Here is a 13,766-nt window from a genome sequence, read left to right on the forward strand (position 1 = left end):
ACCTTTTTCGGAAACCCCGAACAATGCCGTTGAAAAATCTTGAGCTGTTTTTGCTGATTATCGAGAAAGGTGGGCTGTCGGCGGCCGGGCGCGAACTGGGGTTGTCACCGGCCTCGGTGTCCGAGCGGCTGGTGCAATTGGAGCGTTTCTACGGCGCCAGCCTGCTCAACCGCACTACCCGCGCCATTCACCTGACCGACGAAGGCCGCGTGCTGGCCGAAGGCGCACGGCGCCTGCTGGATCAGGCCGAGGCGTTGCACAGCAGTATTCGCCTGGGCACTCGGACCGTTTCCGGGTTGATCCGCCTCAGTGCGCCGCAGGACCTGGGGCGCCAGCACCTTGAACCGGTCCTCACAGACTTCATGCAGGCGCATCCGCAGGTCAGCATCGACCTGCACCTCAGTGACGGCTACGTCGACCCCGTCGGCCAGGGCATCGACTTTGCCGTGCGCTACGGCGCCCTGGCCGACAGCAGCCTGCATGCCAAACCCCTGGGCGAGAACCGCCGCGTTGTGTGCGCCGCACCCGCTTACCTGGAGCGCCATGGCACGCCGTTGGAGCCGGCAGATCTGGCTGGGCACGAATGCCTGGTGATGCGCTTTGGCATCAACCTGGCGCACGAGTGGACCTTTACCCGGCACGGGCACACCCAGCGCATCCTGGTGCGCGGCCGGCGCGTCGCGAATGACGGTGCGCTGGTGCGCCAGTGGTGCCTGGACGGCCACGGCCTGTGCCTTAAATCCGTGTGGGACGTGCGTGCCGACCTGGACGCCGGACGGCTGGTGGAAGTGTTCCCGGACTACGACCTCGGGCGCACGGCCCTGAACATCGTCTACCCCACCAATCGTGCCCTGCCGCGCCGGGTCAGCCTCTTGATGGAATGCATCGCGGCGCGGCTATCCGCCGACCGCGCCAGGTGAGGGACTGTTCCTTGCACGCCACGCAAAACACTCTTGCCATCAAGGCCATTGATAGCTCCCTAACGAAAGCCCCATGCTAGAGGGCTGAATCCGCGCTTATATCATTCCGAATGATAGTTACCTTCGCTTCATTCGATTCGTGACATACCGCGTCCCCGCGCATGATCCGCCCATCTCAAATACATTGGCGGATGCACCCTATGGAACAGTCACTCAACCCTTTGCGCTTGCCCCTGGCGATTCTGGCCATGGTGGTGATGAACGCGTGCGGTAAAACCCCGGAACAAGCGGCCGCCATGCCGGCGGCGAAAGTCAGCGTAGCCAAGGTGCTGGAGCAACCGGTCAACGAGTGGGACGAGTTCACCGGACGCCTCGAAGCGCCGGAAACCGTACAGATTCGTCCACGGGTTTCCGGCCAGATTGACCAAGTCGCTTTCACCGAAGGCGCTTTGGTCAAGAAAGGCGACCTGCTGTTCCAGATCGACCCACGCCCATTCCAGGCCGAAGTACGCCGCCTTGAAGCGCAACTGCAACAAACCAAGGCCGCGGCCACCCGCAGCGAAAACGAAGCCCAGCGCGGCGAGCGTCTGCGCCAGAGCAATGCGATCTCCGCCGAACTGGCCGACTCGCGTACCACCGCCGCCCAGGAAGCCCGCGCCGCCGTCGCCGGGATCCAGGCGCAGTTGGACCTGGCCAAACTGAACCTGAGTTTTACCCGTGTGACCTCGCCGATCAGCGGCCGCGTCAGCCGTGCCGAAATCACCGCCGGCAACCTGGTCACCGCCGACGTCACTGCGCTGACCAGCGTGGTTTCCACCGACAAGGTCTACGCCTACTTCGACGCCGACGAACGCGTGTACCTCAAGTACACCGAACTGGCACGCCAGGGCCGTCGCGGTGCCACGACCCCGGTTTACCTGGGCCTGTCGAATGAAACCGGCAACCCGCACCTGGGCCAGATGAATTTCATCGACAACCAGGTCAACCCCGCCACCGGCACCATCCGTGGGCGCGCCGTGTTCGACAACAGCAAGGGCGAATACACCCCCGGCCTGTATGCACGCCTGAAGCTGGTGGGCAGCGGTACCTACTCCGCCGTGCTGATCAACGACGAAGCGGTCGGCACCGACCTGGGCAAAAAATTCGTGCTGGTGATGGAAGGCGACAAGCCGGCTTATCGCGCGGTTGAGCTGGGGCCGAAGATCGAAGGTTTGCGCATCGTGCGCAACGGCCTGAGTAAGGACGACACCATTATCGTCAAGGGCCTGCAACGCGTGCGCCCAGGTGCACCGGTCACCCCGGAAACCATTCCGATGGCCAGCAAGGAAACCCTCGCCGCCTTGGCCCAACAACGACAAGCGCTGGAAGCCAGCAACCTTGAGCAAGTGGCGCCGGAAAAAACCGCGCCCAAGCTCGCCAGTGTTGCGACTCCACGCGGTTAAGGGATACGACTCAAGATGAATTTTTCCAAGTTCTTCATTTCGCGGCCGATCTTCGCAGCGGTGCTGTCGCTGCTGATCCTGATCGCCGGTGCGATCTCGCTGTTCCAATTGCCGATCAGCGAATACCCGGAAGTGGTGCCGCCTACCGTGGTGGTACGCGCCAACTTCCCCGGCGCCAACCCCAAGGTCATCGGTGAAACCGTGGCCGCACCGCTGGAGCAGGCGATCACCGGCGTCGAGAACATGCTGTACATGTCCTCGCAGTCGACCGCCGACGGCAAGCTGACCCTGACCATCACCTTCGCCCTGGGCACCGACCTGGACAACGCGCAGGTGCAGGTGCAGAACCGAGTGACGCGGACCCAGCCCAAGCTGCCGGAAGAAGTGACACGCATCGGTATCACCGTGGACAAGGCCTCCCCTGACCTGACCATGGTGGTGCACTTGACCTCCCCGGATCAGCGCTACGACATGCTGTACCTGTCCAACTACGCGATCCTCAATATCAAGGACGAGTTGGCGCGCCTGGGGGGTGTAGGCGACGTGCAGTTGTTCGGCATGGGCGACTACTCCCTGCGCGTGTGGCTCGATCCGAACAAGACCGCCTCACGCAACCTGACCGCTACCGATGTGGTCACCGCGATCCGCGAGCAGAACCGCCAGGTAGCCGCCGGTGCCCTGGGCGCCCAGCCCGCGCCGTCTGACACCAGCTTCCAGTTGTCGGTCAATACCCAAGGGCGTCTGGTCAGCGAAGAGGAGTTCGAGAACATCGTGATTCGCGCCGGCGCCAACGGTGAGATCACACGTCTCAAGGACATCGCCCGGGTCGAACTGGGGTCCAGCCAATACGCGCTGCGCTCGCTGATCGATAACCAGCCGGCGGTGGCGATTCCGATCTTCCAGCGTCCCGGCTCCAACGCCATCGACATCTCCAACGATGTGCGCAGCAAGATGGCCGAGCTGAAAAAGAGCTTCCCGGCGGGCATGGATTACCGCATCGCGTATGACCCGACGATCTTCGTTCGCGGCTCCATCGAAGCGGTGGTGCACACGCTGTTCGAAGCCCTGATTCTCGTGGTGCTGGTGGTGATTCTGTTCCTGCAGACCTGGCGCGCCTCGATCATTCCGTTGGTAGCGGTACCGGTATCGTTGATCGGTACGTTTGCGGTGATGCACCTGTTCGGCTTCTCGCTCAATGCGCTGTCGCTGTTCGGGCTGGTCTTGGCCATCGGCATCGTGGTGGACGACGCCATCGTGGTGGTGGAGAACGTCGAACGTAATATCGAGCTGGGCCTGGAACCGTTCCCGGCCACTGAGAAAGCCATGAGCGAGGTGACCGGTCCGATCATCGCCACGGCGCTGGTGCTGTGTGCGGTGTTCATTCCGGCCGCCTTTATCAGCGGCTTGACCGGGCAGTTCTACAAGCAGTTCGCCTTGACCATTGCGATCTCGACGGTGATCTCGGCCTTCAACTCGCTGACCCTGTCCCCTGCCCTGGCCGCCGTGTTGCTGCGCGCTCACGATGCACCCAAGGACCGCTTCTCGAAGTTCCTCGACAAGCTGTTCGGCGGTTGGTTGTTCCGCCCGTTCAACCGCTTTTTTGAAAGAGCCAGCCATGGCTACGTCGGCACTGTGCGCCGAGTGATTCGCGGCAGTGGCATTGCCCTGTTCGTGTACGCCGGCCTGATGGTGCTGACCTTCTTCGGCTTCGCCCATACCCCGACCGGTTTCGTCCCGGCCCAGGACAAGCAATACCTGGTAGCCTTCGCGCAACTGCCGGACGCCGCGAGCCTGGACCGTACCGAAAGCGTGATGAAGCGCATGTCGGAGATCGCCCTGAAACAGCCCGGCGTGGAAGCCGCGATCGCCTTCCCGGGCCTGTCTATCAACGGCTTCACCAACAGCCCGAACAGCGGCATCGTGTTCGTGACCTTGAAGCCCTTCGATGAGCGCAAAGACCCGAGCATGTCCGCCGGCGCGATTGCCGGGGCACTGAATGGCCAGTACAGCAACATTGAAGAAGCCTACATGGCCATCTTCCCGCCGCCGCCGGTACAGGGGCTGGGCACTATCGGCGGGTTCCGCCTGCAGATCGAAGACCGTGGCAACCTGGGCTATGACGAGCTGTACAAAGAAGTGCAGAACGTTATCGCCAAGAGCCGCGGCGTGCCGGAGTTGTTCGGCCTGTTCACCAGCTACACGGTCAATGTGCCCCAGGTCGATGCGGCCATCGACCGCGAAAAGGCCAAGACCCACGGCGTGGCGATCAGCGACATCTTCGACACTCTGCAGGTCTACCTGGGTTCGTTGTACGCCAACGACTTCAACCGCTTCGGGCGCACCTACCAGGTCAACGTGCAGGCCGAACAACAGTTCCGCCAGGACGCCGACCAGATCGGCCAGCTGAAAGTGCGCAACAACAAAGGCGAGATGATCCCGCTGGCGACCTTTATCAAGGTCAGCGACACCTCGGGCCCGGACCGCGTGATGCACTACAACGGCTTTATCACCGCAGAAATCAACGGCAACGCCGCACCGGGCTACAGCTCGGGCCAGGCCCAGGCCGCGATTGAAAAACTGTTGAAGGATGAACTGCCCAACGGCATGACCTACGAGTGGACCGACCTGACCTACCAGCAGATCCTCTCTGGCAATACCGCGCTGTTCGTGTTCCCGCTCTGCGTGCTGCTGGCGTTCCTGGTACTGGCCGCCCAATACGAGAGCTGGAGCCTGCCGCTGGCGGTGATCCTGATCGTACCGATGACGCTGCTGTCGGCTATCACCGGGGTGATCATCTCGGGCAGCGACAACAACATCTTTACCCAGATCGGCCTGATCGTACTGGTGGGCCTGGCGTGCAAGAACGCGATTCTGATCGTGGAGTTCGCCAAGGACAAACAGCAGGAAGGCCTCGACCCATTGGCCGCGGTATTGGAAGCCTGCCGCCTGCGTCTGCGGCCGATCCTGATGACCTCGTTCGCGTTCATCATGGGTGTGGTGCCTTTGGTACTGTCCAGCGGTGCCGGTGCCGAGATGCGTCATGCCATGGGCGTGGCGGTGTTCTCGGGGATGATCGGTGTGACCTTCTTCGGGCTGTTGCTGACCCCGGTGTTCTACGTCCTGATCCGTCGCTATGTGGAGCGCAGCGAAGCGCGCAAAGCAGCCAAGGCCTTGAAGCTGGAGACACAGCAATGAGTGTGAAAGTATTCCTGCCGAGCCTGCTGGTACTGGCGCTCGCCGCCTGCGCCGTAGGCCCGGACTATAAAACCCAGACCCCGGAGGCGGCGAACATCGCCGCCGCCGCGGACGCCAAGCAATATGACCACGCCAGGTTCGAAGGCATCTGGTGGCAACAGTTCGACGACCCGACCCTCAACCAGTTGGTGACTCAATCGTTGCAGGGCAACCGTGACCTGCGTGTCGCCTTCGCCCGTCTGCGGGCAGCCCGGGCGATTCGCGACGATGCCAGCAATGACGCGATGCCGACCATTACCAGCCGCGCCAGCAGTGACTTGGGCAAGGGGCAGATTCCCGGCCAGACCACCCGGCGCGTCAACAGCGAACGTTACGATCTGGGCCTGGACATGGCCTGGGAACTGGACCTGTTCGGGCGTATCCAGCGCAACCTGGAAGCCAGCGAGGCCGACCAACAGGCGGCCGAGGCGGACCTGTACCAACTGCAAGTCAGCATGATTGCCGAGCTGGTGGACGCCTACGGCCAACTGCGTGGCGCGCAACTGCGTGAGCGCATCGCCCTGGACAACCTGAAGAACCAGCAGGAATCGCGCACCATCACCGTCAGCCTGCGGGATGCCGGTGTGGGGGATCAGCTCGACGTGGAACGAGCCGACGCACGCCTGGCTTCGGTGGAAGCCAGCGTGCCGCAACTGCAGGCCGAACAGGTGCGCGAGCGTAATCGCATCGCCACCCTCCTCGGCCAGCGCCCGGACAAGCTGACCGTGGATCTGAGCCCGAAAGACCTGCCGGCGATTGCCAAAGCCTTGCCGATCGGAGATCCCGGCCAACTGCTGCAGCGCCGCCCGGACATCCTCAGCGCCGAACGCAAACTGGCCGCCGCCACCGCGCGCATCGGCGTGGCCAAGGCAGACCTGTTCCCACGGGTCAGCTTAAGTGGCTTCCTTGGCTTTACCGCCGGGCGCGGCTCGCAGATCGGTTCGTCCGCCGCCAACGCCTGGGCCCTGGGCCCGAGCATCACCTGGGCCGCGTTCGACCTGGGCAGCGTGCGCGCGCGCCTGCGCGGTGCCGACGCCGAAGCCGACGGCGCCCTGGCCACTTATGAACAGCAAGTATTGCTGGCATTGGAAGAGTCCGAAAACGCCTTCAGCGACTACGGCAAGCGTCAGCAACGCCTGGTCTCGCTGATCCGCCAAAGCGAATCCAGCCGCGCCGCCGCCGACCTCGCCGCCATCCGCTACCGCGAAGGCACGGTGGACTTCCTGGTGCTGCTCGATGCCCAGCGTGAGCGTTTGGCGGCCGAAGACGCCCAGGCCCAGGCCGAAGTGGATCTGTATCGCGGGATAGTGGCGATCTACAAAGCGCTGGGGGGTGGCTGGCAGCCGGATACGGTGGTCGCTACCGCCAAGTGATGTAAAGAGCTCCTTTGGTTGGTCGCATCCAGCCAATTTTTAGCCCCATGGTCCATTCGGTCATGGGGTTTTTTTTGCGCTGATAGTCATGAATAACACTTTCCTATTGGTAATCGCATCTGTCAGACACTTCCCAAATTTTCCAACAGCCTAAATATCGTTTATGCGAAGTCGATAACGGGACGTAACCTTTATCCAATAAGGAGACGGATATGGACATGAGAGTGACGATACCTAATGTACGTTCCATGCAGACGAATGCGATCGTAATCAAGAACCCGGACAAGGTGACGAACGCGTTCACTATCACTGATGAATCGAAAGCCGTTGATGAACTGAGAATGTGGCGGCAAGACGAGTTAGCGGATTTAAAGGAATTTTTGAAGAAGTATGATATGACGTCCATCAGTACGGATGAGCTTAAGAAGGTTGGCAGACGATTGTTCGAGAGCAACATAATCGATGAGCAGGCTTTCTTTATCTTCATATCAGGAGATGGTGCGTCAGATGCCAACGGCAGACAAACGAATACACATGTAAAGTTCAATGCAATTGCCCTGTTTGACGAAAAATTGGAGGATTACCTCGCTTTTGTGAAAAGCAACCCAGACGTAGGGCGCTCTCAGGGAATCCCGGAGTATATACAAGGTATGATCGACGCGAATCGCGCGATTAATGCTCTCGCGTATTTCGCAAACTCGCCAAAAAATGATTTATCGGTGGAAGAACACGCCTGACTAAGGCCAAGCAGCAATATTGCGGTGTGCCAGGGCCCTGACACACCGCAATAATTGTTGCCTAACGGCCGTACCTTACAGTTCCTGAAAAGACCTTCGTGACGGCATCAGAATTGTGCACCCTGATCCTATAAGTACCGAAAGGGCCCAGCCAAGATACACGGGATGAAAGAGGGTTCGCCGCAACTTTCGTCCAAGTTGAACCCACTTCCCGCTCAATAGAAATCTGGGGGGGTCTACCCACACCGCCAGCTGAAATCATTGCTTCAATATTCGCAGCGGAGCACCCATTACTGCCCGTTATAGTGAACGGCCCGTGTACGGTCGCCTCAACATCCGGCCCTACTATGCCGCTAAAACTCTCGGAAATATTCAGGCACAGTGCAGACGCCTGAACCGACACCAGCATCAACGCCGCAAAAGGTAACGCAATGAAATTTTTCATAAGTTCACCGTCAGAGTATTGATTGGAGACTTAACGTATGAAGGCAATCACGCCACGCTTTCAATCCTCCGCAGCAAACCTTCGCAGTTAAGTGAGCGATCCTTTACAGATCCAGCGTGTGGCTTGCTTAACCCGACGCCCAAGTAGGATCACGGTTAAAACCATGCACGATTTTTCACTGCGCGTATGCCAGCCGCGTCCTAAAAACATTAAGGAAGGTTCTGTAATACTCAGGAGAAAGATGTTGTGAGTTAATTCCTAGTCCCTGGCCATTACTACATTCCATGCACTATTTCATAAAAAATCGTGACTCGCTTTCCTCAAGATTTTGATGCTGACTACTTACTAAACTGCTGCTGGGAAGAGATCGCATCGGTAAACTCCTGCCGCAGGAAGACCTCGTCAACGCTCATCATTCGATCCGGACAGCCAAAGCCGCCTGTTTTTTTAAATTACGAAACATCAGCATTAAAATAAAAAAGAGCATGGAACGCCTTGAAAAACAACAACCCATATTACACCCTGTCAATATTTATGAATCTGGATGTCCAGAGAAGCTTATTTGTACTCTATCTTTTGCAACTCGGTATAACCCAAGGAGAAATAGGCATTCTTCAGTCTTTTTTATTCTTTTCTTGTGTAGCCTTGGAAATACCATCCGGTCTACTTGCAGATCGCTACGGACGTAAACACTCTCTAATACTAAGTTTTTTGGGGTTATTTATAAGCGGTATTGGATTTTTATTGTTCTCCGACTTTATTCCTTTCGCGTTTATCTTTTGCCTCTTCGGCGCCAGTATTGCTATGGGCTCCGGTGCGGACAGAGCGTTGTTATATGACAATCTACTGGCCGAAAATAGAACAGAGGAATACCCAAGGATAATATCCCGCGCCCGTGCTATCGATGCGGTTTCATTAGGCTTATCCATGCTTCTTGGCGGCGCCTTGCAAGAGGCTATGTCGTGGAACAGCGTTTATATATTTTTTGCGATATCCAAATTTATTGGAGCCATCGTGGTTTCATTCATGACCGAAAGAAAATCTCTTTCCACCTCACTCAATTCCAGTGCAAAAAGTAGCGTGCACAATAGAGAAGCAGAAGGCGTTTTCAATTCACTGGTATGCTTTTTCCGCTCAAAAAACGGCGCTTTCCTTATACCCTTGTTCATTGGATTCGCGTTATTTGAGCTTTCAACCGTACCTTTATTTATCTACGGCCAACCTTTTTTCAAGCTGCAAGGCTTAGATGTCACTTTGATTGCTGGAATATATGCTGCAGTAGAAGCCATATCGGCTGTAGTGTTTATGGTTGCGGGTTATGTTTGCTCAAAATTTTCTCTCGGCATTGTTGCATTCACCACGACATTTATTATCACCCTACTCCTTTTAATCTTATCAATGGACCTCGGCATCAATGCCTCAGCAGCAAGTTTCCTCCTGATAATGTCGCTCCCCGCCATCTATGAGACGTCATATGAAACATATATTCACGATAATGTCGATTCCCGCATCCGAGCCTCATGCCTGTCCGCTGCAAACCTAGTCAATTCGGTTGTTATCGGCGCCTCCTACACTACCTTCGGAGGATTAGTTGATAGATATGGCTTTTCGTCGACTTTGGTTATTGTTGCAGTTTTCTGCCTTATTGGCTTATTGGGTGTTATCACGACGCTACTGTTAGGCGCACAAAAAAGCCGCCAATAAAGCAAGAAGCTTGAGCTTTATATTCCAGAAACTTACCAGATAATATCTAACAGTGATGCAGGCAAGCGGGGACATGTAGTTTTAAACGTTTCTCTACCCCCGCCCCCATCTTTGCTACTTGAATGCCCTGATCTGTTGGTCTACGTGCGCACGCATCGGAATGTTAACCTTCGACGCGGCTCTGTCGGCGATCTCCACGACTGTCCACCCATAGGGTTGCGACACGTAATAGGTCAACTCGCCATCACTGTTGAAGAGTTCATGACGTCCTTGGGTGTCGGGCGCCAGCCGTGCCTCGTGCATAAGCGGTATCAACGGCTTGATTCGTTCGGGGTCGGTGATATCGAAATTGATGCTCAGTTGCTTGAGCCGGTCAGCCTCGTCGAAATAGGCCGCTACGGTATGGATAGGTACATCCTTTAAAAGATACGGACGGGACGGTTCGCGCGCGCGGTAGTAAGGCATAGGCACGGGATAGGAGAGGTTGTGTTCCAACTCCACCGAAGGGAAGTGGCGATGCAGGATGTCCATGACCTGCTGGCGCGGCATGCCCAGCGTGAAATCACCGATCCCCAACTGCGCCCAACTGCTCAGCGGGAAAAGCGCGCAGCAAATCAACCATAACCATGACGTGCGCATTACCTATCTCCTTGTACGGCTGAACTTCAGCCAATATCGTTAAGTATCAAACTCCGATAATGCCCCGGATTCGACCCCGACCATTTACGGAACGCCTTATAGAATGAACTTACATCCGCAAAGCCCAGCCGCACGGCAATTTCAGCAAAGCTGATCTGCGGTTCGGCCAGCCAGACAATCGCTAACTCCTTGCGCACGCTGTCTTTGAGCCCCTGGTACGTCTGCCCCTCCTCGGCCAGGCGACGACGCAAGGTGGACGCGGAGATGCACAGACTCGCGGCCAGGCCTTCGGTTTCCGGCCAGGTGTCGGGGGGCAGTTGGCGCAGGTCGTGTTTGATGCGGGTGGCCAGGCTGTCGGGGTCGCGGTATTTGACCAGGATGTTCGCGGGAGCGTGGGCGAGGAAGCGCTGAAGCTCCTGAGGGCTGCGTTTGATCGGCAGGTCCAGGCAGTCGGCGGAGAAGATCATGCGCGTGCGTGGCCGGTTGAAGCGCAGGTTGTCGGAGAACATCACGCGGTAGTCGTCGCAGAAATCCGGCGATGGGCAACGCAGTTCGATGGCCAGGATCGGAATGCGGCGCCCGGCGAGCCAACAGGCCACACCGTGCACGATCATCCAATAGGTGAAATAGGTGAACGCCCGGCGAGGCGCCGTCTCCGGTTCCAGCAGGACGATTTCCGCCAGGCTTTGCTGGCGCACCAGTTGGGCGGGCAAGTGGTCCAGCATCAGCGACAGAAACCCCAACCCGGTCTGCAGGCCATCAGCCAGAGTCGGTTGCGCCATGCAGGCGTGGCACAGGAACGCCAGGCTGCCCGATTTGAGCTTGCGCGGGTCCATGCCGAAAAACTCGTCGTCCGTACGCCTGGCCAGCAGCCGCCATAGCCGTGCGTAGCTCGTGGCCGACACCCGGGCGTCGGGCTGCGCGAGCAGCGCCGGATCGATACCGGCCTTGGCCAGCACCTGCGCGCTGGCCGCGCCGGGCGCGCAGCTCTGCAACAAAGCCTCGCGCACGAGGTGCAGGGAGATGGTGTCTTTTTCCAACATGAACTTCAGGCGATCCGACAGCTATTCAGGTGGCCTGCATCATAAGGGCCATGGCGATTCGTCACCACCGTTCAGCGAGTGTTCAGCAAACGTCAATATTTGCTGTTTAGCAATGAGTATCATTATGTTACAACTTAGCTTCCTATCTAGTGACGTTGTGGTGCCCGATGCTCGTTCCCTTTCTCATCATGCTGCGCGAAGGCATCGAAGCGGCCTTGATCGTCGGCATCATCGCCAGTTACCTGCAGCAGACAGGTCGCGGCCAATGGATGCCGGCGGTGTGGATCGGGGTGTTCCTCGCGGCCGCCCTGGCACTGCTGGTGGGCGGTGGCCTGGAGCTGATGAGCGCTGAGTTTCCGCAGAAGCAACAGGAGCTGTTTGAAGGGATTGTCGGCCTGGTTGCCGTGGGCATCCTCAGTTCCATGGTGTTCTGGATGCGCAAGGTCGCGCGCTCGATCAAGCATTCACTGCACGCCTCCCTCGACCAGGCATTGACCGGTTCGAAGCACCAGGTCACCGCGTTGATCCTCATGGTGTTTTTCGCGGTGGCCCGCGAAGGCCTGGAGACGGTGTTCTTCCTGCTGGCGGTGTTCCAGCAGAGCGAAGGCCCGGGCGCACCGATCGGTGCGCTGCTCGGGCTGGTGCTGGCAATTATCGTCGGCTTCCTGATTTACACCGGCAGTATGCGCCTGAACCTGGCGGCGTTTTTCCGTTGGACCGGGCTGTTTATCCTGGTGGTCGCCGCCGGCATCCTCGCCAACTCGGTGCAGGCCCTGCACGAGGCCGGAGTGTGGAATCACCTGCAAACCGTATTGTTCGATTTCAGCACTGCCTTGCCGATGGACAGCCCGCTGGGTTCGGTACTCGCCGGCATGTTCGGCTACCAGGAAGCGCCGACGGTCAGCACCTTGGGAGCCTATGTGATTTATCTGGTGGTCGCGCTGGTGATGTTCTTCCTGCCCTCACCTTCCACTCAGCCCGTCACTACACCCTCTTCCGTTTCCAGCCAGTAAGGACTGCCCTTTGTCCAACCCAACGCCTCAACCCGCCTCGCCCCCCCGCGCCCTGCGCTGGGCGGTGGCCGGCTCGGTGGTCGTGATGATCGCCGCCGGCGGCCTGTTTTACTACGCCTCCCAACTGGCCGCCGCCAAGCGCCAGACCCACAGCAATGAAATCGCGGTGACCATTCACGCCCACGCCTGCGAACCCAACGCGCTGACCGTGCCCGCCGGGCCGGCGAGTTTTCGCATCATCAACCGCTCCGACCGTGCGGTGGAGTGGGAAATCCTTGACGGCGTGCTGGTGGTGGAAGAGCGCGAAAACATTGCCCCCGGTCTAAGCCAGGTGATCAATGCCAACCTGCAGCCCGGCGACTATGCGATTACCTGCGGACTGCTGAGCAACCCGCGCGGCACCCTGCATGTGACGCCGACCGCTGAATCCGAGGCCCAGGCCAAAGCCAAGCCGTCGATGGTGGCGTTCATCGGCCCATTGTCGGAGTTCCGGGTGTACCTGAGCAGCCAGGGCAGCGCCCTGATCAAGGCTGTGACCGCACTGCAACAGGCCATCGATGCCGGCGACCTGGCACAGGCCCAGGCGTTGTATGCCCCCGCGCGCGAGGCCTACCAGCGTTTGGCGCCGGCGGCGCAGCGTCTGGCGGAGTTGGACAACGCGATCAACGCGCGGGCCGATTACTTCGAAAAACGCGAGCAGGACCCGGCTTTCAGCGGTTTCCACCGCATCGAGTACAGCCTGTTCCAGCAGCACAGCATCGAGGGCCTGGCTCCGGTAGCTCAACGCCTGGTCAGCGACGTCACCACCCTCAAACAGCAACTGCTGGCTCAATCGCTGCCGCCCGAGCAACTGGTCAGCATCGTGGTGCGCAACCTCAACAGCCTGGCCGACGTACGCGCCCTCAGCGGTGAGGAGGAGCGCTACAGCCACCTCGACCTGAACGGGTTTGCCGCCAACCTGGCCGCCGCCCACAAAGTGGTCGAACTGATACGCCCGCTGCTGGAAAAGTCCGCCGCCGAACTGCTGCCCAAGGTCGACAGCGCCCTCGCCGCATTTGGCAGCGAACTCGACGCATTGAAAGTCGACGGCCAGTACCGTCGCTACGACAGCGTCACCGACGGTCAGCGCAAACAGCTCGCTGACAAGGCCAAGGCTCTGGCCGCCGTACTCGATGGAATCGATCCCGCCCTTGGCCTTTCCGGCCTGCAGTGAAGA

10 protein-coding genes are annotated in these 13,766 nt (G+C 58.8%); 8 read left to right on the forward strand and 2 right to left on the reverse strand.

The genetic code is table 11. The annotated features are described in order from the left end of the window. The first annotated feature begins 23 nt into the window (after positions 1-23). The 6 genes from QRN10_RS09435 (at position 24) to QRN10_RS09460 (ending at position 9,855) form a co-directional block, all read left to right on the forward strand. The gene (locus QRN10_RS09435; protein ID WP_181079713.1) at positions 24-920 is read left to right on the forward strand and encodes a LysR family transcriptional regulator; all 897 of its coding nucleotides are present in this window, start codon (positions 24-26) and stop codon (positions 918-920) included. 200 nt (positions 921-1,120) lie between these two features. Next, positions 1,121-2,362, forward strand: a complete 1,242-nt coding sequence (gene mexE, locus QRN10_RS09440) for a multidrug efflux RND transporter periplasmic adaptor subunit MexE (protein ID WP_285428269.1) — start codon at positions 1,121-1,123, stop codon at positions 2,360-2,362. 15 nt (positions 2,363-2,377) lie between these two features. After that, entirely contained in the window at positions 2,378-5,557 is a 3,180-nt protein-coding gene (locus QRN10_RS09445) for an efflux RND transporter permease subunit (RefSeq protein WP_253507232.1), read from the forward strand. Next, the gene (locus tag QRN10_RS09450; protein ID WP_181079710.1) at positions 5,554-6,969 is read left to right on the forward strand and encodes an efflux transporter outer membrane subunit; all 1,416 of its coding nucleotides are present in this window, start codon (positions 5,554-5,556) and stop codon (positions 6,967-6,969) included. The genes QRN10_RS09445 and QRN10_RS09450 overlap by 4 nt, the downstream gene beginning before the upstream one ends. Positions 6,970-7,181: 212 nt before the next feature. Continuing rightward, positions 7,182-7,706: a hypothetical protein gene (locus tag QRN10_RS09455; RefSeq protein WP_253507224.1), complete on the forward strand. Its 525-nt coding sequence runs from the start codon at positions 7,182-7,184 to the stop codon at positions 7,704-7,706. Positions 7,707-8,646: 940 nt separating this feature from the next. Then, the gene (locus QRN10_RS09460; protein ID WP_285428270.1) at positions 8,647-9,855 is read left to right on the forward strand and encodes an MFS transporter; all 1,209 of its coding nucleotides are present in this window, start codon (positions 8,647-8,649) and stop codon (positions 9,853-9,855) included. Between the two features lie 114 nt (positions 9,856-9,969). Here QRN10_RS09460 and QRN10_RS09465 read toward each other — a convergent pair whose 3' ends face one another. Together QRN10_RS09465 and QRN10_RS09470 are read right to left on the reverse strand one after the other, a co-directional pair. Continuing rightward, positions 9,970-10,494 carry a hypothetical protein gene (locus tag QRN10_RS09465; protein WP_034138185.1) on the reverse strand — a complete coding sequence of 175 codons (525 nt, stop codon included), beginning with the start codon at positions 10,492-10,494 and terminating at the stop codon, positions 9,970-9,972. 26 nt (positions 10,495-10,520) lie between these two features. Further along, positions 10,521-11,537, reverse strand: coding sequence for an AraC family transcriptional regulator (locus tag QRN10_RS09470; protein WP_266249129.1), 1,017 nt, complete (start codon positions 11,535-11,537; stop codon positions 10,521-10,523). 167 nt (positions 11,538-11,704) lie between these two features. Between QRN10_RS09470 and efeU the strand changes: the two genes are divergently transcribed. Together efeU and efeO are read left to right on the forward strand one after the other, a co-directional pair. Beyond that, positions 11,705-12,550, forward strand: coding sequence for an iron uptake transporter permease EfeU (gene efeU, locus QRN10_RS09475; protein WP_253507217.1), 846 nt, complete (start codon positions 11,705-11,707; stop codon positions 12,548-12,550). Positions 12,551-12,560: 10 nt separating this feature from the next. After that, positions 12,561-13,763 (forward strand): iron uptake system protein EfeO, encoded by a 1,203-nt coding sequence (gene efeO, locus QRN10_RS09480; protein ID WP_285428271.1) that lies wholly within the window; start codon positions 12,561-12,563, stop codon positions 13,761-13,763. The last annotated feature ends 3 nt before the right edge of the window (positions 13,764-13,766 follow it).

The organism is Pseudomonas sp. lyk4-R2A-8 (genome assembly GCF_030209095.1).
In the GTDB taxonomy this organism is placed as follows: Bacteria; Pseudomonadota; Gammaproteobacteria; order Pseudomonadales; family Pseudomonadaceae; genus Aquipseudomonas; species Aquipseudomonas quebecensis.